We start from the raw sequence: 17,307 nt of genomic DNA, 5'->3' as shown, positions 1-17,307 counted from the left end.
CCCGTGCCTGGGGTGTACTGCGCAGGAATCTTTGGACCGCGGTGTTTCCTCGGGCGGCGATTCAGGTTTCACCCACGTGAACTGTCGGTGCGGCGTTGTTACGGCCAGGTTTCCGGAGACCTGGTGCGTTCTGTCCGGTTGCGAAACCTCATGGTCGAATAGGTCCATGAACGCACGTGTATCCGGCCATGACCCACTGCCACCGGAGATCGTCCGGTCGCTGCGGTGTTCGGTCTGCGGTGACCCGGTCGGGGTAACCGATCGCACGGTGCGTTGCGGGAGAGGCCACTCGTTCGACGTAGCGAAGCAGGGTTACGTCAATCTTCTGCACGCGCGCATCCCGGCGGGCACGGCGGACACCGCGCCGATGGTCGCGGCCCGCGTCGACCTCCTTTCTTCCGGTGCTTATCTGCCTCTCGCCCACGCCCTCGCGAAGGTGGCCGCGGACCACGTCGAGGACGGGATGGTCATCGACGCCGGCGCGGGCACGGGGTACTACCTCGCGCACGTGCTCGACGCCGTCCCCGCCGCGTACGGACTGGCGCTCGACGTCTCCGCCGTCGCCCTGCGCCGGGCCGCTCGCGCACACGCGCGCGCGGGCGCGGCCGTGTGGAATCTGTGGGAACCCTGGCCGGTGGCCGACTCGAGCGCGTCACTCATCCTCAACGTCTTCGCGCCCCGCAACGCCCCGCAGTTCCACCGCGTCCTGAGCGCGGACGGGCTGCTGGTCGTCGCGACACCGAACCCGGGACACCTCCGGGAACTGGGCGACCTGGTGATCTCCGTCGACGGCGGCAAGGACGCGCGACTGGAGGACACCCTCGGTGAACGCTTCACCCGGGTGGACCGGCACGAGGTCACCCAGCGGGTGACGCTGGCGCCCGCCCGGATCCGCCAGGTGATCGAGATGGGGCCGAGCGCACACCACCTGCACCGCGACGGCCGCCGTGAACGCCTCGACGCGATCACCGCGCCGGTGGACGTCACCACCTCGTTCAGCGTCACGCTGTACCGGCCGGTGCCCTGATGGACGTATCCGCGACGCTGCTCGCCGACGCGACCTGGGTCAGCGCCCGCATCGGCGGGGCCGCGAAACTCTACGGCTGCTCGCGACCCGAAGTGCTCGGCACGATCTGGTGGTACTCGCTGTCCTCCGTCCTCGTCGCGCCCTCTGTCGAGTCGCTCGTACGTGGTGAGCCGCTGGACCCGTCACTCGACGCCGTCACGATCGACCTCGTCCCGGACGGCCGTTTCGCCGGCGCCCGGTCGGCACGGCTCCTCGACGGTGGGCTGGCCGAACTCGGCGCCGCGTTCGCCGGGACGCTGAGCACGGCGATCGGCACCATTTCGGCCGTCACGGGGGCGAATCCGCGCGCGCTGGGCGCGATCGCGACGGATTCGATCGGCAACCGCCTGCTGTGGACCGGCGACACCGCGCGAGCGATCGAGCTGGCGGCACCGCTCGTGGCCGCGATCGGGCTCGGGATGCCGGAGCCGCGGTTCTCCCGGATCGGGCGGAACACCGTGGTGCGCCGTGCTTCCTGTTGCCTGATCTACGAAGCGGGCAACCCGAAGTGCACCAGTTGCCCCCGGCAGACCCCGGAGGAACGGGACCGGCGGCTGCGCGCCGCGCTCGGCTAGTGCGCGATTTCCTTGCGCGACAAGGCGAGCGGGCCTGGCGATCGGTCGGGTTGGTCGTGAGTGGTCGCCTCATCCGGCGGCGAGATTCTCACCGGTCAGCGCGGCCACCATCGCCGCACGGGAACCGACCCCCAGTTTGGTGAAGATCCGGCGCATATGCGCGGAAACGGTGTTCAGGCTGATTTCCAGGACACCGGCGATCTGCTTGTTCGTATAGCCCCTGCCGACCATGCGCGCCACTTCGTGCTCGCGCGGGCTGAGCAGGTCGTGCGGCTCCGGCGCCACCGGCACGAGCAGGCATCGGACGCCGTACTCGGTGACGTCGAGCAGTGGCTTCCGCTGCACGGTGGCACCGTCGTTCAGTTCCATGACACGTCTGACGAGTGATCTCGCCAAGTTTCGTACGGCTTCGTCCTCCGTGACGACCATCGCCTTCTGCCGCGCGAGGTCGTGTATCGATGAAGCAGGAAATCCCATCACCGGGCTCGTGGACACAGACCGGCCTCCCCCCTCTAGGTCTCCCTCCCTCTCTAGCAAACCCCTCCGACAGGAAAAGCGCATCGTCGATTTGTGTGACAAGTACGAACTAGTCGATTCATGTCACGCAGGAACGTGTGACTACCGGTGCTCACGGTGCACGGGCAGTGTCGGATCCGTGCTCACCGACGCACCGCGCCGGCGATCGCGGATTTTCACCGGAGCAGAGGAGAACGGTTATGAGCCGTGGCTATGCGGCAGTGGACGGCGAGCTGGAAGACGAGCTGAGCCGTGAACTCGAGGCCGAGTTCGAAAACGAACTCGAGGACGAACTGGAAGGCGAATTCGAGGACGAGGACGAGTTCGAAGACGAGCTCGGCGGCCTGGTCCGGGAGCTCGAAGACGAGCTGGAGGACGAGGTCTACGGCGAGTACGAGGACGAAGACGAATTCGAGTCCGAGTTCGAGGCCGTCGTCCGCGAACTCGAGGACGAGTTCGAGCTGGAGTCCGAGGACGAGGACTTCACGCATCCGGCGCGGCGCGTCTACCCCGACGCCGAAATGATGGCGCAACTGGCTTTCCAGGCGGAGAACGCCGAGACCGAGGACGAGGCGGAGGCCTTCCTCGGCGCGCTCGCTCCGCTGGCGTTCCAGGCGGCGAAATGGGCGGCGCCGAAGATCGTCAAACACGGTCCGCAGCTGATCCGCGGCGCGATCAACCTCGGGCGCAAGCTGTGGCGGAACCCGGCGACACGTCGCGCCGTCCGGCACATCCCGAAGATCATCGGGCGCACCGCTCGCGACGTGGGGCGCCGGTACGCCGACGGCCGCCCGATCAACGCCAGGTACATCACGCGCAGGCTGGTCGGCCACACCGTGAACAGCGCGCAGAACGCGCCCGCGAACCGCCGGAGCCAGCCGCGCCGTCGCGGCCGTCCCCAGCAGCGCCGCCGTCGCCCCGCCGCCCGCGGCGGGCGCAGGACGCAGCCCCGGGCCCGGGCGGGCGCCGCCCGTCGTGGCAAGGCGCGCGGCCGTGCGCGCCGCCGTTGAGGCGCTGCCCGCGGCATCCGGTGAATCGGCCTCGTCCACCGGGTTCCGGCGGGCGAGGCCGTCCGGGGAAGACGAGCTGACCGCTTGGCTGCTGTCCCAGGCCACCAACGTGGAACGGCATCTGGAGGCGCTGCGGCCGTTCCGCTGGTCGGAGTTCGGTGACCCGGCCACCGGTCCGAGCCGGGCACATCTCGCGGCGGTCAACCGGACGATGGCGACCTTGCGGAAGCCGTTGTACTCTGCGACCCGTTCGGCTCGCCGCGCCGCGGACGAGGCGGTGGCGCGGCCAGGGCAGGCCGAGCTCGCGCGTCTGCTGCGGGCGAAGTCCCGGGCACAGCGCTGGGTCAAGACCACCGAAGGGGTCTGGGACTTCTACCTCGATCTGTTCAACCAGCGGCAAGGCGCGTTCGCCCCGTGGCTGGTGGCGTGCGACCGGGTGGCACTCGACTGCTATCAGTACGCCTACCTCGGGATCGGGCGCTGGCGGTCGATCCCGACCCCGCCACCGTTCTGCTACCTGCGCACCGGATCCGGCCCGGCTACCTCGCGCCGTGGGATCCCCTTGCGGCGGCTGGGGAACCGGCTCAATCCCTTTCCGCTGATCCAGCTTCCGTACCACCGGCTGGTGAACCCGTGGACGCTCGGCGCGGTCCTGCACGAGGTGAGTCACAACCTGCAGAACGATCTGGGTCTCGCCAGGGCGATCCCGTTGCAGGTGGCGGCGAGGCTCGTCGAAGCGGGGGTGCCGCGGGAGGTGACCGGCGTCTGGGTCAGGTGGAACCGGGAGACGTTCGCCGACCTGTCCGCGCTGCTGCTGGGCGGCCCGGCGGTCGTCGGTTCGCTGTTCGACGTCATCGGGCGCACCGAACTCGAAACGACGGGATTCACCCCGCGCGCGGTGCACCCGGTGCCGTACCTCCGCGCGAAGATCTCGGTGGAGCTGTTGCGCCGCATGGGTTTCACCCGGCACGCGGAGTCGTACGCGGCGATGTGGCACAAGCTGTACCCGAGGGCGAAGCTGATCAACGCACCGCCGGCGCTGCTGAGGACGGCGGACAAGGCGATCCCCGAGGTGGTGGACGCGATGTGCTTCACCTCGTTCCCCTCGCTGGGGCACCGTCCCCTGGCGAAGGTGCTGCGGTTCGAAGCCAAGGAACAGGCGATGATCGAAGAAGCCGCGAGAAGACTGGCCGACGGGGTGTCCCCGGGTGTGGTCCCGGAACGGTTCCTCATCGGGGCGGTCCGGTTCGCGCTCGACGAACGGATGGCGCCACCGAAACGGCTTTTCGGTTTCTTCATGGAAGAGCTCGGCAGGAGGGCGAGATGACGCTCCACACCGAATTCTCCCGGCTGGGCAAGGAAGTGAACCAGGTGGCCGCGTGCTGGCGGGCCTTGGAGATCAGCGTCGCCGAAGACCGGCCCGCCGGTGTCGGGCTCGCCGCGGCGGATCACCTCGCCGAGGTCGTCCTGGACGGCACAGGAGAGGTCGAGGCGGCCACGCGGGCGACACAGGGCCCGGTGAGCGCCGAATCGTTGCACACCACGGCGTCGTCGCTGCTGAAGCTGCGGCGGCGCGTGGACGGGCAGTGCCGTTCGCACCACGCGGTCTCCGGGCTGGTGCGCGCGGTGCACGGACGGGAACAGGAATGGCGGGGCTGGGCGAAAAGCTTCCACGCCGGGGTGGACCACTGCGCCGCCGCCCTGTCCTCGGCGGAGGACGTGATGGTGCGGTGCTGGCGTGAAGCAGTGGAACTGGCCGAATTCAAGGGATATGGGGCGACCCGATGACGATCAACGACGACCGCGGCGCGACCTTGCCGCGCGCACAGGACATCGACAGCGCGTATCCGCTGTCGACCGGGCAGTACCCACCGCAGGCGGCGCCACCCGGCAAACTCGCCGAACAGACGATCAGCGACATGCTCGGCTGGAAATGGCGTGAAGGCGACACCAAGGGGTTCGTGGCCGCGCTGACCGGCAGTTTCGAGCTGAAAGAGGTCCAGGGACGCACCGAGGCGAAGTGGACTCCGCGCGGATATGCCATTCAGGCCGACCTCGGCGCCGTCACCGGCGGCCAGGCCTCGCTCGCGGCGAGGGCCAGGAGCGCGGTCAAGGACTCGCTGGCGCTGCTCGATTCGCTCCGTCCACTGAGGACGGACGCGGATCCCGAGAACGCGGAGGGTTTCCGCGCGCTCGTCCGGCACGATCTCGAACAGATCCGGCAGGAGCTGGAGAGCCCGCTGATCCGTGTGGCGCGGGTCGATCAGCTCTTCCTGCTGCTGCTCGGGAACGGCGGCCTCGCGGTCGGCGCCGGAGACCGTACGCAAGGGCACCTCGGCCAGCTGCGGGACGAGTTCGGCCTGGTCTCGGGCAAGGTCAACACGATCGAGGAGGAACGGATCCAGACCTCCTTCATCACGCTGACGGATTGGGTCGTCTCGTTGTTCAGGGGCTGGCAGGACGCACGCGACAAGATCGACCCGTTCTCGCAGCCGGTCGGCGGTCAGCCGTTCTTCGGTCCCGCCGTGGTCGCTCTCTCGCGGCTGCTGTCCGCGACGGCGTCGCAGGTCGACGAGGTCGTCGCGATGCTGCGGTCGGTGTTCGTCCAGCAGGAGGACCTCGAAGTGCTCCGTGTCCCCGATCCGCAGGGCGGGACGATGTCGCTCGGCGGGCTGCTGCGCTGGATCCGCGAGTTCGCCACCTTCGAGGGCGGCAAGCTGATCGAGTCGGCGGGCAAGGAAGGCGTCGGGACATCGTTCCTGCAGATCGCGAAGCGGCTGCAGCGGATCGTGACGAACCTTCCCCGGCAGAGCACCGGCGGTTCCAACGGGGACGTGCCGGGCAACTTCCGCGCGTCGCTTCCCCCGGGGTTCTTCAGCTCCCGTGTGCAGCGGGCCATCGACGAACTCGACGACCACCTCCAGGAGGTCGTCCGGATCGCCGAGCCGATCGGGCGGGACGGCTCGCCGTCGTCGGCCGAGCCGAACCCGCCCGCGCCGCCCACGCCGCAGCTCACGCCACCGCCCGGCCGGACGCCGGCGGTGCCTTCGGTCGCCGAACTCCGCGAGGGGCACGGCGCCGGAGAAGTACGGACACCACCCGAGGCGGAGGAACCGCCGAAACCCCGGACCACGCGCAAGCGGACCGGGCAGTAGCCGGACCCGTACGGGAGGAAGACGATGGGCACGGAAAAGGAATACCGGGAACTCTTCGACCGGGTCGCGGCTCTGCGCGGCCAGGTCGCCGGGAAGCTCGCGAACGAACTGGGCAGCGATCCGAAACTCGGCGACGCGGTCCTCAAGCAGCTGGACGACATGCTCACCGCGGTCGAGGCCGAACAGCGGGGCAAACCGGGGCCCGCGGACGGCGGGATCGCGCAGCTCGTCGGTCTCGGCGACGGTTCGGCCGCGGATCTCGGCGCGACGGCGATGCCGCCGGGTGTCGACGCCTACGACGAGACGGTCGCTTCGGAGCGGGTCATCGCGGTCGGCGACCTGTACTACCTGTACCAGCACGAGCGGATCGGCGTCTTCCGCGTGGTGCAGAAGCTGCAGGAGCTGTTCCAGGGTGGCGCCATCCGGCTCTCGGACGGTCCCGGCGCGTTCGGCCTGTACCGGTTCGACCGGCGGGACGTCCTGCGCTACACCCGGCGGGACCGCGTCAGCGCGTACCGGCGAGTGCTCGGCTACGGCAAGGGGCTCGGCTCGGCCAACTCGCGGCCGAACACCGATTTCCACCAACTGTTCACGCAGTTCAGCAACCAGGTCGCGTTGTTCTGGCGGGACAAGCGGATCTCGGACGTCGTCCGCGAACGCGCGTACGACCCGAGCTTCGGCAGTGTCGCGGTCGTCCGGCGCAGCGGTCTGGACCTGCGGAACAACCTGAAGTTCACGTCGTACGGCCATCTGAACGTGCTGCGGGTGGAGGTCATGCAGCTGCTGACCGAGGCGTTCAAGATCCTCGGTTCGGAGGACGTACTGGACCTGTTCGGCGCGGCCAACGCGTGGGACACCGTGGACGAGGTGCTGATCCGCTACTTCGATCAGCGGCTGGTGTCCTCGCCGCGCCAGCGGATGGCGGTCACCGGACGTCAGGTGCTGCGCTGGCTCGCGGCGCCGCACATCCTCGAGACCACCCGATCGGAGTTCGAGGCCCTGCTGCTCGAAATCGCGGAGCCCGCCGAAGAGTGGCTGACCTCGGCGCAGTCCCTGCGGCTGGCCGACCGGACGAACTCGCGAGAGGTCCTGCCGGTCGATCGGCAGCGTCCGGCCGGGGTCGCGGTCTCGCGTGAGCCGCGTCCGGTCACCCCGCGCCGTAACGGCCACCGTCCCGGCACCGTGATCACTTTGGACCGCAAGTAGCCACGGACTGGGAACGATGGCCACGGGGTGGGACGCGAGGTAGCGTCGGGCGCGATGAGTGAACGCACCTGGGGCTTCCGCACCCGCGCCCTGCACGCGGGCGGGACGCCCGACCCGGCGACCGGCGCCCGCGCCGTGCCCATCTACCAGACCACGAGCTTCGTTTTCGAGGACGCGGCCGACGCGGCGAACCTGTTCGCGCTGCAGAAGTACGGCAACATCTACAGCCGCATCGGCAACCCGACGGTCGCGGCCTTCGAGGAGCGCTTGGCCAGCCTCGAAGGCGCGATCGGCGGAGTCGCGACCGGCAGTGGTCAGGCGGCGGAGTTCCTGACGTTCTCCGCCCTCGCCGAGGCGGGCGACCACGTCGTCTCGGCGGGCGGGCTCTACGGCGGCACGGTCACGCAACTCACCGGGACGCTGCGCCGCTTCGGTATCGAGACCACCTTCGTCAGCGGAGACCGCGTCGAGGACTACGCGGCCGCGATCACCGACCGGACGAAGCTGATCTTCACCGAGGTCATCGGCAATCCCGGCGGCGGGATCGCCGACATCGCCGGGCTGGCGGAACTCGCGCACGCGCACGACATCCCGCTGGTCGTCGACGCCACCTTGGCGACGCCGTACCTGTGCCGCCCGATCGAGCACGGCGCGGACATCGTGCTGCATTCGGCGACGAAGTTCCTCGGCGGGCACGGGACCACGCTGGGCGGGGTGGTCGTCGAGTCCGGGAAGTTCGACTGGGGCAACGGGAAGTTCCCGCGGATGACCGAGACCGTCGAGAGCTACGGCGGCCTGAAGTACTGGGAGAACTTCGGCGAGTACGCCTTCTGCACCCGGCTTCGCGCCGAGCAGTTGCGCGACATCGGTGCCGTCCTCTCGCCGCACTCGGCCTTCCTGCTGCTGCAAGGGGTCGAGACGCTGCCGCAGCGGATGGACGCCCACGTCGCCAACGCGCGAGCCGTCGCGGAGTACCTCGCGAACGACAGCCGGGTGGCTTGGGTGAACTACGCGGGCCTGCCGGATCACCCGCACCACGACCGCGCGAAGAAGTACCTGCCCGCCGGGCCGGGTGCCGTGTTCTCCTTCGGCGTCGACGGCGGCCGCGCGGCCGGGGAGACGTTCGTGAACTCGGTCGAGCTGCTGTCGCATCTGGCCAACGTCGGGGACGCGCGCACGCTCGTCATCCATCCGGCGTCCACCACCCACCAGCAGCTCTCCGAAGACCAGTTGCGCGCGGCGGGCGTGGGAGCGGATCTGATCCGCCTGTCGGTCGGGCTGGAGGACGTCGACGACATCCTGTGGGATCTCGATCAGGCACTCGGCAAGGCGGTGGCGGGATGACCTACGACGTCGGCGCGGTCGAGCGGCGCCGCATCCTTTCGCGGACGAGGTCGGTGACCATCGTCGGCGCCTCGAACAACCCGGCGCGGCCGAGCTTCTTCGTCGCGACGTACCTGCTCTCCTCCAGCAAGTACGAGGTCAACTTCGTGAACCCGCGGCTGGACGAGCTCCTCGGGCGGCCGGTGTACCCGTCACTGGCCGATGTGCCCGGCGAGGTCGACCTGGTCAGCGTCTTCCGCAAGCACGACGACCTCCCCGGCGTCGCCGAGGAGGTCGTCAAGGCAGGAGCGCGCACGCTCTGGCTGCAATTGGGCCTGTGGCACGAGCCCGTCGCCGACCGCGCGAAGGAGGCCGGCCTGGACGTGGTGATGAACCGCTGCGTCAAGATCGAGCACGCCCGGTTCGCGGGCGGGCTCCACCTCGCCGGATTCGACACCGGAGTGATCAGCTCCCGTCGCCAGTCCGCCCCCTGACCAGCGCGACCGCCGCCCGTGAGAGGGTGACGGCATGGCCAAACCGACGCCGCTGCAGATCAGGAACATCGTCATGGCGGTGCTGATGGTGGGTGCCCTGGTGTGGAACCTGTCCATCGGCGGCGCTTGGTGGCTCACCGCGATCTTCTCGATCGGCACCGTCCTCTCGTTGTTCTCCGCGTATCTGAACCGGCCCGGCGCTCAGCCCTGAGCGGCCTCGAAACGCGACGCGAGATCGGCGCGGCCGCGCTCCGAAAGCGCCCCGAAGAGCCGTAGGCGCGCCATCCCGCCGTCGGGATAGATGTCGAGACGGACCTCGGTCACCTCAGGTCCCTCGGCGAGGGCGAAGCGGTGCCGTGTATCGGGCTGCAAGCGGGTCTTCGGCAGCAGTTCGATCCATTCGCCGTCGCCGTCCCGGCCGCTCAGCGACGCCCAGCCCGGCGCGTTGCCCTTGAGGTTGCTGTTGTCCAGTTCGGCGAACCGGACGACGCCCGCGCCGGCGAGGCGCACCGTGACCCAGTCGTTCCCGCCGTCCCGGCGCCGCGCGGTCTCCCAGCCCTCGGCCTGATGCGCGGCGAGCCCTGGCGAGAAGAGGTTGTTGGGCGAGGAATAGAACATGTCGCTGCACCCGGTGACCACCGCGCCGTTCTCCAGCGCGGCGAGATCGAGCGCGCCGAGGTCGAGCAGCCGCGGATCCGGGATCGGCGTGCCGTGCACCCGCAGCCGGGCCACGCCGCCGTCCGGGTGCATGGTCAGCCGGACGTGCGTGTAGCGCTTGCTCCCGCCGACCTCGAAGGAGTTCTCCGTGTGCCCCGCCGCCGCGCCGCGTTTCACCAGCACGTCCCAGTCCGCTTCGGCCAGTTCGGCGGCGTTGGGATAGCCGTCGACGGCACACGCCTCGACCGAGACGAACGGCGGGTAATTGCCCTTGAAGAAGGCGGTGTCCACGATGACACCGGTGATCGCGCCCGCCAGGCCGAGCCGGATCACCGCCTGGTCGTCGCCGGGTTCGCGGTGCCGCCGGGTCTCCCAGCCGTCGTAGACCTGACCCTTGGGGCCGAAGGTCTCCGTCTGATGCGCGGGCACCCAGGGGTTGACCAGGTTCTCCTTCTCGGCGAACAACTCGTCCGTCGCCCACATCACGGTCCCGCCGAACTTGCGCGAGGCCAGATCGGGCAGGGCTGTCCACTCAGGACGGTCGTTCACGGCATCCTCCATCTCAGCAGTCACCCCGGGTCAGCAGAACGCCTGCCGGGTCTTCGCCGGTGATCTCCTCGCCGCGCAACCACGTGCTCCGGACGACACCGGCGAGCGGCCGTCCGTGGTAGGCGCTGACCGGGTTGCGGTGCTTCAATTTCGCGACGTCGACGACGAAGGCCTCGTCGGGCGCGAACACGCTGAAGTCGGCGTCGTAGCCCGGCGCGAGATGCCCCTTGCGCCGCATCCCCGCCTGCGCGGCCGGATGTTCGGCCATCCAGCGGACGACGTCGGTGAGGGCGAACCCGCGCTGCCGCGCCTGGGTCCAGACGGCGGGCAGGCCTAGTTGCAGGCCGGCGATCCCGCCCCAGGCGAGCCCGAAATCGCCGCTGTCGAAGCGTTTCAGCTCGGGGGTGCACGGCGAATGGTCGGTCACCACACAGTCGATGACGCCGTCCGCGAGGCCCTTCCACAGCAGCTCGCGGTTCCCGGCCTCGCGGATCGGCGGGCAGCATTTGAACTGCGTGGCGCCGTCGCCGATCTCCTCGGCGGTGAAGCTCAGATAATGCGGGCAGGTCTCGGCGGTCAGCCGGACGCCGTCGCGCCGCGCGCTCTCGACCATCGGCAGCGCGTCCGAGGAGGACAGGTGCAGGATGTGCGCGCGGACGCCGGTCTTCCTGGCCAGCTCGATGACCTGCGCGATCGCCACGTTCTCCGCGCCGCGCGGCCGCGAGTGCAGGAAGTCTTCGTACTTCTCGCCGTGCGGGTCGGGCGCGTGGTCGATCGCGTCGGAGTCCTCCGCGTGCACGATGATCATGCCGTCGAAGGTCCGCAGTTCGGCCATCGCCTCTTCGAGCCCGCGCGCGTCCAGCGGCGGGAACTCGTCGACACCGGAATGCAGCAGGAACGATTTGAAGCCGAACACGCCGGCCTCGTGAAGGCCGCGCAGGTCCGCGAGGTTGCCGGGAATCGCCCCGCCCCAGAACCCGACGTCGACGTGCACCCGCCCTTCGGCGGTCTTGCGCTTCACTTCCAGCGACGCGACGTCGACCGTCGGCGGCAGACTGTTCAGCGGCATGTCCACGATCGTGGTGACCCCGCCGGCCGCGGCCGCGCGGGTCGCCGAGGCGAAACCCTCCCATTCGGTGCGGCCCGGATCGTTGACGTGCACGTGCGTGTCCACCAGACCCGGCAGCAGGACGACGTCCTCGCCGAGTCCGAGTACCCGATCGCCGTCCAGATCGGCTTCGGCGGGCTCCACCGCGACGATGCGGCCGCCGTCGACACCGATGGTCGCGGGTACCTCTCCGGCGGCCGTCACGGCTCGGGCGGCTTTGATCACCAAGTCCATCTACAAGCCTCCAACTTCCACTGAGTGGAATCGAGGTTTCGCACTCCGACATTAACTCCGGCCACCCTGCTCGTCAACGAGCCCAGGCGGCGCTACCTTCGCTTCGTGCAGTTAGAAGCCGAGTTCACCAGCGAACCGTTCCACGGCGAGGGTCCGCCACCCGAACACGCCGTCAAAGCCCGCGACACCGCGGAAGGCGCGGGCCTGTCCGCCGACTTCGGCCCGCTCGGCACCCTCGTCCGCGGCGACGCCGACACCCTCCTCGACGCGCTTCCCGCCATCGCCAGGGCGGCACTGCACGGCGGCGCCACGCGCGTGACCCTCCAGCTCCGGCAGGTCGGTGACGACGCGGGCGAACCCGCAGTCGAACTGCACAGCGCGCTGGCCCGGCTCATCGGCGACGTCGAACGCGAACTCGGCGGCAAACTCGACACCCTCGACCGCGCCGCCAAGCAGCGCGCGGTGCGACTACTCAAGGAACGCGGCGCGTTCGGCCTCCGCAAGTCAGTGTCGACCGTCGCCGAGGCGCTGGGGGTCACGAGGTTCACGGTCTACAACTACCTCAACCGCGACCAAGACTGAAGAGCCGTTTCAACAAAATGTTGACGACGGCGGAATCGCCGCCGTACCGTCAGTTCCCGTGCCGCTCACCATCCGAGAGTTCAACGAGGCCCCCGCACAGGACATCCGGCCGGCGCTGACCGCCTGCCTCGACGTCCCGCGCTGGGTGGAGACCCTGCTGGCCAGGCGCCCGTACGCCGATCTCGCCGCACTGCTCGCCGCTTCCGAGGCGCTCACCCCGTTGCGTCCCGAAGAGGTCCGGCGCGCCATGGCCGCCCATCCCCGGATCGGGGAGAAAGCGGGCGGGAAGAGCACCGAAGCGAGCTGGTCGCGCTCGGAACAGTCCGGTGTGGACGGTGACGCGGCACGCGAGTTCGCCGCGGCCAACGCCGAGTACGAAGCGACGTTCGGGCACGTCTTCCTGGTCTGCGCGAGCGGCCGGAGCGGCGCCGAACTGCTGGAAAACCTGCGTTCGAGGCTCTCGAACGACCCCGAGAAGGAACTCGAAGTGGCCGGTCAAGAGCTGGCCAGGATCGCCGCGTTGCGGCTGGAGAAGGCGGTGACGGCATGAGCCTCGTGACCACGCACATCCTCGACACCGCCGCGGGACGGCCGGCGGCCGGCGTCGGGGTCCGGCTCGAAACCGGCGCGGGCGAACCCGTCGCCGACGGGCGGACCGACACCGACGGCCGGATCCGCGACCTCGGCCCGGACACCTTGGAACCCGGGGTCTACCGGCTGGTCTTCGACACCGGCGCCTACCTCGGCCCCGACTCCTTCTTCCCCGAAGTCACCTTGACCTTCCGCATCGCCGACGGGACCGAGCACCACCACGTGCCGTTGCTGCTGAGCCCGTTCGCCTATTCCACCTATCGAGGGAGCTGATCGCCCGTGGCCATCACCCTGGGCCCCAACCAGTACGGCAAGGCCGAAGTCCGGCTCGTCACCGTCCAGCGCGAAGGCACCGTTCATCACCTCAAGGACCTCACCGTTTCGACGTCGCTTCGTGGCGACCTCGCGGCGACGCACCTCACCGGTGACAACGCCGACGTCGTCGCGACCGACACCCAGAAGAACACCGTCTACGCCTTCGCCAAGGAAGCCCCGGTCGGCGAGATCGAGGACTTCGCGCTGCGGCTCGGGCGCCATTTCGTCGGCTCGTTCGAGCACATCACCGGCGCCCGGATCCTGATCGACGAACACGGCTGGAACCGCATCTCGGGCCACGACCACGCGTTCTCGCAGGCGGGCAGCGAGAAGCGGACGACCGCCGTGACCGTGCAGGGCGACCAGGCCTGGGTGGTGTCCGGTTTGGACGATCTCGTGGTGCTCAAGTCGACCGGCTCGGAGTTCCACGGCTTCCCTCGCGACAAGTACACGACACTGGCCGAGACGAACGACCGGATCCTCGCGACCGCCGTGACCGCGCGCTGGCGCTACCAGGGCGATGGGATCGACTGGACCGCGAGCCACGCCGAGATCCGGCGGATCATGCTGGAGACCTTCGCGGACAAGCACAGCCTCTCCCTGCAGCAGACGCTGTACGCCATGGGAGAGGCTGTGCTCAACGAACGCGAAGAGGTCGCCGAAGTCCGGCTCTCACTGCCGAACAAGCACCACTTCCTGGTGGACCTGTCACCGTTCGGGCTGAAGAACGACAACGAGGTCTTCTACGCCGCCGACCGCCCGTACGGCCTGCTCGAGGGTGTCGTCCTCCGAGACGACGCCGAGGACGCCGGTCTCGCCTGGCACACCCTCGCCGCCTTCTAGGGCACAGGCAGCGGCATGCCCGGGACGCTCTGGTCGGCGGGAACGACCCCGTCGACCAGGTAGGCGTTCACGATCTCGTCCACCTTGGGGTTCCCGTCCGCGTAGAGCCCGTGGTCGCCCTCACCGGTCACGGTCAGCATGCGCGAGTTCGCGAACCCCGCGTGTGCCCGCCTGGCACCCTCGATCGCCGTGGCCGGGTCGTGCTCGGAGTGGACGATCAGCACCGGCGGGACGCCCTTGCCGTCCAGCTTCGGCAGCGGGCGCGGTTCCTTGTCCCAGAACAGGCAGACCGAGGCGTTCAGCGTGCCGCCGCCCGCCAGGAGCAGACCGCGGTCCAGGTTCCGCTGTGAGGCGCGGATCAGCGACTCGCGGGTGCCGATGAAACGCCCTTCGCCACAGACGGTGTTCCAGAACGTGGCATCCGCCGCGTCGGAGTGATCACCCGCCGCCTCGACGGCGGCCTTGGCCTCGGCCTTCGCCTCCGGATTCTCCATGGCGCCCCGGACCTTGACCAGCAGTTCGGCCAGCGCCGGGAAGGTCGCCTTCTTGTAGAGCATGTAGATGATGGCGGTATCGAGCTCCATCGGCCCGTTCCCGTCCATCGGGTTGCGGGACAAGGCGTAGCGGACCCGCTCGTAGGTCTGCCGGACCTCTTCACCGTTCGTGCCGAAGTGGTACTTCGCGTCGTAGCGCGCCATCCACGGCAGGAAGTCCTGCCGCCAGCGCCGTTCGAAGCCGACCGGCTGCCGGTCGAACGTCTTCTGCCAGTCCGTGGTGAATTCCGTCGAGGAGTCCAGCACGAACCGTCCCGTCCGCTGCGGGAACTGCTGCGCGTAATGCGCGCCCAGCCACGTGCCGCCCGAATACCCGACCCAGTTGATCTTCTCCCGGCCGAGCAGGACACGGAGCAGGTCGAAGTCCCTGATCGTCTGGTGGGTGGTGATCAGCGGCCCGAGTTCGCCGCCGGCGCTCTGGCAGGACCTGGCCACGTGCTCGGCGTTGGCCAGGATCTGGTCCAGATTGCGCGGATCCCGGTCGCGCGGATCCAGCTGCCGGATGAGGTCGGCCGTGCCCCGGCAGGTGACGTTCGTGCTCTTGCCGGTCCCGCGCACGTCGATGCCGATGATGTCCTGATGCTCGCGCAGCTTCTCCTGCCCGCGGAACGTCACCGGGAACCAGCGGCCGGGGCCGCCCGGCCCACCCGGGTTGGTGAGCAGCGAGGCCGTCGATGTCCCGGTGGACTTCAGCCTGCTGATCGCGATGGTCAGGTCCTGTCGCTCCCCCGCCCTGTCCCAGTCGCGAGGCGTGCGGAACGTCGCGCATTCGAGGCCATTGATGTCGGTGCCCGGCGGCAACGTGACCAGCTCCTCCGCCGCGCAAGGATGCCAATCCAGGGTCTGACCGGCGTAGTGGCCGGGGATGTTCGTGGTGTTCAGCGTGCTCGCCGAAGCCTGCCCGGCTCCGGCGAGCAGCCCGCCCAGGACCACCGGGATGATCCCGGCGGTCAGTAGCCGCTTCATCTGCTGCCCCCTTTTCCTCGGTTTCCCAACGGCTGCCGACGCTAGGGCCGGGTACACCACGCGGACATCGACCGCAGGTAGCGCCGGAGGGTGAACCAAGGTTCAAGGAGCGGCTAGATCCACGGACGCGTTTGATAGAACGCTCTATCATGGAGGAGTGACTGGAACGCGGGAACGCATCGTGAACGCCGGCGCCGAGCTGCTCCGGCGCAACGGGTACACCGGCACCGGGGTGAAGCAGATCGTCGAGGCGGCGAACGCGCCGTTCGGCTCGCTGTACCACTTCTTCCCCGGCGGCAAGGAACAGCTCGGCGAGGAGGTCATCCGCACCTCGGGGATGATGTACCTCGCGTTGTTCGAGATCTTCTTCGCCGACGAGCCGGACCTGCTCCACGGTATCGAGGCGTGCTTCGCCAGCGCCGCCGAGACGCTGAAGGCGACCGACTACGCCGACGCGTGCCCCATCGCCACGGTCGCGCTGGAGGTCGCCAGCACCAATGAGAAGCTGCGGATCGCGACCGCCGACGTGTTCACGGCGTGGATCGAGACCGGCTCCGAGAAGCTGGGCAAGTACGGCCTCGCCCCCGAGGCCGCGCGGCGTCTCACGATCGCTTTGGTGAACAGTCTCGAAGGAGCGTTCGTGTTGAGCCGTTCGCTGCGTAACACCGAAGCGCTCGAGGTCGCGGGGGCCTCGTCGGTGGCTTTCGCGCGCACATTGCTCCCTGCTGCGTGAAGCACCGACGGCAGGCTTCTGAACACCGGGATTTCCCCGCAACGGACAACGGCTTCCGGCCGACCTAGCGGTCGCCAACACCGAAATCCTTTTGGGGAGCCCATGATCATCAGGAAGCTCGTGATCGGCACCATCGCCGCGGCCGCGCTGCTCACCGCGGGCGCGGTACCCGCGACCGCCGCCGAGGCCCAGCCGTCCACCCTCACCACGACGACCAGCAGCACCAAGATCGACGCCGGGCAGACCGTCACGATCTCCGGGAAGCTCACCAAGGCCGACGCCACCCCGATCGCGGGCGCCGAGGTGGGCATCTCGTTCTGCTTCAACGGCTTCTGCGGTGAAGCGCAGGCCAAGCCGGTCACCGACGCCGCCGGTGCGTACAGCGCGACGCTGACCCCGATCCGCACCGGCAACTACCGCGCCGACTTCTTCTCCACCGACCCGTCGATCGCGAACTCGGGCGCCGACACCGCGAAGATCGTCGTGCTCCACCCGGCGAAGATCACGTCGTTCGCGGCGGGCCGGGACGCGGCCAGGGCGGTGACCGGCTCCGGCACGATCGAGTTCCCCGGCCGGTACACCGCGAACCCGATCCCGGTCGAGCTCCAGTACTTCTCGTTCAGCACCTACCGCTGGACCACGGCGGCGACGGTCACCGCCACCTGGAACGGCACCACCTGGGCCTTCGCGGCTTCGGCCGAGCACCGTAAGCCCGGCGCCTGGCGGGTCTTCTACGCCGGCGCGCCCGAGATGTTCCACGCGGCGGCGAGCGACCTCGTCTTCGTGCTCTGACGTTCCGTGAAGGCCTCCTTCCCTACTCTCAGGGTAGG

General features: G+C 69.2%; 20 protein-coding genes. 16 read left to right on the top strand and 4 right to left on the bottom strand.

Features of this window, described 5'->3' with window-relative positions:
- Window positions 1-166: 166 nt before the first annotated feature.
- Together LCL61_RS14660 and LCL61_RS14655 are read left to right on the top strand one after the other, a co-directional pair.
- The gene (locus LCL61_RS14660) at window positions 167-1,027 is read left to right on the top strand and encodes a putative RNA methyltransferase (protein ID WP_340687334.1); all 861 of its coding nucleotides are present in this window, start codon (window positions 167-169) and stop codon (window positions 1,025-1,027) included.
- Window positions 1,027-1,641 carry a (2Fe-2S)-binding protein gene (locus LCL61_RS14655; protein ID WP_340687333.1) on the top strand — a complete coding sequence of 205 codons (615 nt, stop codon included), beginning with the start codon at window positions 1,027-1,029 and terminating at the stop codon, window positions 1,639-1,641. The genes LCL61_RS14660 and LCL61_RS14655 overlap by 1 nt, the downstream gene beginning before the upstream one ends.
- Before the next feature lie 69 nt (window positions 1,642-1,710).
- On the opposite strand, the gene LCL61_RS14650 is transcribed toward LCL61_RS14655, so the two are convergent.
- Window positions 1,711-2,010, bottom strand: coding sequence for a helix-turn-helix transcriptional regulator (locus tag LCL61_RS14650; protein ID WP_340687332.1), 300 nt, complete (start codon window positions 2,008-2,010; stop codon window positions 1,711-1,713).
- Between the two features lie 347 nt (window positions 2,011-2,357).
- Here LCL61_RS14650 and LCL61_RS14645 point away from each other — a divergent pair, with 347 nt between their 5' ends.
- Genes LCL61_RS14645 through LCL61_RS14610 form a run of 8 tightly spaced genes read left to right on the top strand, consistent with a single transcriptional unit; the run spans window position 2,358 to window position 9,556 of the window.
- Window positions 2,358-3,167 (top strand): hypothetical protein, encoded by an 810-nt coding sequence (locus LCL61_RS14645; protein ID WP_340687331.1) that lies wholly within the window; start codon window positions 2,358-2,360, stop codon window positions 3,165-3,167.
- Complete coding sequence (locus tag LCL61_RS14640; RefSeq protein ID WP_340687330.1) at window positions 3,151-4,494, top strand: hypothetical protein; 1,344 nt, start codon at window positions 3,151-3,153, stop codon at window positions 4,492-4,494. The genes LCL61_RS14645 and LCL61_RS14640 overlap by 17 nt, the downstream gene beginning before the upstream one ends.
- Window positions 4,491-4,955: a hypothetical protein gene (locus LCL61_RS14635; RefSeq protein WP_340687329.1), complete on the top strand. Its 465-nt coding sequence runs from the start codon at window positions 4,491-4,493 to the stop codon at window positions 4,953-4,955. Before LCL61_RS14640 ends, LCL61_RS14635 begins: the two co-directional genes overlap by 4 nt.
- Window positions 4,952-6,322 carry a hypothetical protein gene (locus LCL61_RS14630; protein ID WP_340687328.1) on the top strand — a complete coding sequence of 457 codons (1,371 nt, stop codon included), beginning with the start codon at window positions 4,952-4,954 and terminating at the stop codon, window positions 6,320-6,322. Before LCL61_RS14635 ends, LCL61_RS14630 begins: the two co-directional genes overlap by 4 nt.
- A gap of 24 nt (window positions 6,323-6,346) precedes the next feature.
- The gene (locus LCL61_RS14625) at window positions 6,347-7,528 is read left to right on the top strand and encodes a hypothetical protein (protein ID WP_340687327.1); all 1,182 of its coding nucleotides are present in this window, start codon (window positions 6,347-6,349) and stop codon (window positions 7,526-7,528) included.
- 54 nt (window positions 7,529-7,582) lie between these two features.
- Complete coding sequence (locus LCL61_RS14620; RefSeq protein WP_340687326.1) at window positions 7,583-8,872, top strand: O-acetylhomoserine aminocarboxypropyltransferase/cysteine synthase family protein; 1,290 nt, start codon at window positions 7,583-7,585, stop codon at window positions 8,870-8,872.
- Window positions 8,869-9,345 (top strand): CoA-binding protein, encoded by a 477-nt coding sequence (locus LCL61_RS14615; protein ID WP_340687325.1) that lies wholly within the window; start codon window positions 8,869-8,871, stop codon window positions 9,343-9,345. Before LCL61_RS14620 ends, LCL61_RS14615 begins: the two co-directional genes overlap by 4 nt.
- A gap of 34 nt (window positions 9,346-9,379) precedes the next feature.
- Entirely contained in the window at window positions 9,380-9,556 is a 177-nt protein-coding gene (locus tag LCL61_RS14610; RefSeq protein ID WP_340687324.1) for a hypothetical protein, read from the top strand.
- Here the strand turns inward: LCL61_RS14610 and alc are convergent.
- A complete protein-coding gene (gene alc / locus LCL61_RS14605; RefSeq protein ID WP_340687323.1) occupies window positions 9,547-10,563 on the bottom strand; it encodes an allantoicase in 1,017 nt (338 codons plus the stop codon). The two genes, LCL61_RS14610 and alc, sit on opposite strands and share 10 nt — an antisense overlap.
- A gap of 1 nt (window position 10,564) precedes the next feature.
- Window positions 10,565-11,893 (bottom strand): allantoinase AllB, encoded by a 1,329-nt coding sequence (gene allB / locus LCL61_RS14600; RefSeq protein ID WP_340687322.1) that lies wholly within the window; start codon window positions 11,891-11,893, stop codon window positions 10,565-10,567.
- 105 nt (window positions 11,894-11,998) lie between these two features.
- On the opposite strand from allB, the gene LCL61_RS14595 reads away from it, so the two are divergent.
- From LCL61_RS14595 to pucL, 4 genes are read left to right on the top strand one after another with little or no spacing between them, the layout of a single operon-like run.
- Window positions 11,999-12,475: a helix-turn-helix domain-containing protein gene (locus tag LCL61_RS14595; RefSeq protein ID WP_340687321.1), complete on the top strand. Its 477-nt coding sequence runs from the start codon at window positions 11,999-12,001 to the stop codon at window positions 12,473-12,475.
- 58 nt (window positions 12,476-12,533) lie between these two features.
- Window positions 12,534-13,025 carry a 2-oxo-4-hydroxy-4-carboxy-5-ureidoimidazoline decarboxylase gene (gene uraD, locus LCL61_RS14590; protein ID WP_340687320.1) on the top strand — a complete coding sequence of 164 codons (492 nt, stop codon included), beginning with the start codon at window positions 12,534-12,536 and terminating at the stop codon, window positions 13,023-13,025.
- Window positions 13,022-13,339: a hydroxyisourate hydrolase gene (uraH, locus tag LCL61_RS14585; protein ID WP_340687319.1), complete on the top strand. Its 318-nt coding sequence runs from the start codon at window positions 13,022-13,024 to the stop codon at window positions 13,337-13,339. Before uraD ends, uraH begins: the two co-directional genes overlap by 4 nt.
- Before the next feature lie 6 nt (window positions 13,340-13,345).
- On the top strand, window positions 13,346-14,224 hold the full coding sequence (gene pucL / locus LCL61_RS14580; protein WP_340687318.1) for a factor-independent urate hydroxylase: 879 nt from the start codon (window positions 13,346-13,348) through the stop codon (window positions 14,222-14,224).
- Here the strand turns inward: pucL and LCL61_RS14575 are convergent.
- Complete coding sequence (locus tag LCL61_RS14575) at window positions 14,221-15,744, bottom strand: alpha/beta hydrolase (protein ID WP_340687317.1); 1,524 nt, start codon at window positions 15,742-15,744, stop codon at window positions 14,221-14,223. The two genes, pucL and LCL61_RS14575, sit on opposite strands and share 4 nt — an antisense overlap.
- A gap of 181 nt (window positions 15,745-15,925) precedes the next feature.
- Between LCL61_RS14575 and LCL61_RS14570 the strand changes: the two genes are divergently transcribed.
- Both LCL61_RS14570 and LCL61_RS14565 read left to right on the top strand, forming a co-directional pair.
- Window positions 15,926-16,477, top strand: coding sequence for a TetR/AcrR family transcriptional regulator (locus LCL61_RS14570; protein WP_340688583.1), 552 nt, complete (start codon window positions 15,926-15,928; stop codon window positions 16,475-16,477).
- A 102-nt stretch (window positions 16,478-16,579) separates the two neighbouring features.
- Window positions 16,580-17,269: a hypothetical protein gene (locus tag LCL61_RS14565; protein ID WP_340687316.1), complete on the top strand. Its 690-nt coding sequence runs from the start codon at window positions 16,580-16,582 to the stop codon at window positions 17,267-17,269.
- Window positions 17,270-17,307: the final 38 nt, after the last annotated feature.

It is taken from the genome of Amycolatopsis coloradensis (assembly GCF_037997115.1).
In the GTDB taxonomy this organism is placed as follows: domain Bacteria; phylum Actinomycetota; class Actinomycetes; order Mycobacteriales; family Pseudonocardiaceae; genus Amycolatopsis; species Amycolatopsis coloradensis_A.
This window is presented reverse-complemented; position numbering and strand designations above follow the sequence as displayed.

Excerpts from the sequence above, each read along its gene's own strand:
- LCL61_RS14660 (WP_340687334.1), top strand. The coding sequence starts at position 167 with ATGAACGCACGTGTATCCGGCCATGACCCACTGCCACCGGAGATCGTC.
- LCL61_RS14655 (WP_340687333.1), top strand. The coding sequence starts at position 1,027 with ATGGACGTATCCGCGACGCTGCTCGCCGACGCGACCTGGGTCAGCGCC.
- LCL61_RS14650 (WP_340687332.1), bottom strand. The coding sequence starts at position 2,010 with ATGGAACTGAACGACGGTGCCACCGTGCAGCGGAAGCCACTGCTCGAC.
- LCL61_RS14645 (WP_340687331.1), top strand. The coding sequence starts at position 2,358 with ATGAGCCGTGGCTATGCGGCAGTGGACGGCGAGCTGGAAGACGAGCTG.
- LCL61_RS14635 (WP_340687329.1), top strand. The coding sequence starts at position 4,491 with ATGACGCTCCACACCGAATTCTCCCGGCTGGGCAAGGAAGTGAACCAG.
- LCL61_RS14630 (WP_340687328.1), top strand. The coding sequence starts at position 4,952 with ATGACGATCAACGACGACCGCGGCGCGACCTTGCCGCGCGCACAGGAC.
- LCL61_RS14625 (WP_340687327.1), top strand. The coding sequence starts at position 6,347 with ATGGGCACGGAAAAGGAATACCGGGAACTCTTCGACCGGGTCGCGGCT.
- LCL61_RS14620 (WP_340687326.1), top strand. The coding sequence starts at position 7,583 with ATGAGTGAACGCACCTGGGGCTTCCGCACCCGCGCCCTGCACGCGGGC.
- LCL61_RS14615 (WP_340687325.1), top strand. The coding sequence starts at position 8,869 with ATGACCTACGACGTCGGCGCGGTCGAGCGGCGCCGCATCCTTTCGCGG.
- LCL61_RS14610 (WP_340687324.1), top strand. The coding sequence starts at position 9,380 with ATGGCCAAACCGACGCCGCTGCAGATCAGGAACATCGTCATGGCGGTG.
- alc (WP_340687323.1), bottom strand. The coding sequence starts at position 10,563 with ATGGAGGATGCCGTGAACGACCGTCCTGAGTGGACAGCCCTGCCCGAT.
- allB (WP_340687322.1), bottom strand. The coding sequence starts at position 11,893 with ATGGACTTGGTGATCAAAGCCGCCCGAGCCGTGACGGCCGCCGGAGAG.
- uraH (WP_340687319.1), top strand. The coding sequence starts at position 13,022 with ATGAGCCTCGTGACCACGCACATCCTCGACACCGCCGCGGGACGGCCG.
- LCL61_RS14575 (WP_340687317.1), bottom strand. The coding sequence starts at position 15,744 with ATGAAGCGGCTACTGACCGCCGGGATCATCCCGGTGGTCCTGGGCGGG.
- LCL61_RS14565 (WP_340687316.1), top strand. The coding sequence starts at position 16,580 with ATGATCATCAGGAAGCTCGTGATCGGCACCATCGCCGCGGCCGCGCTG.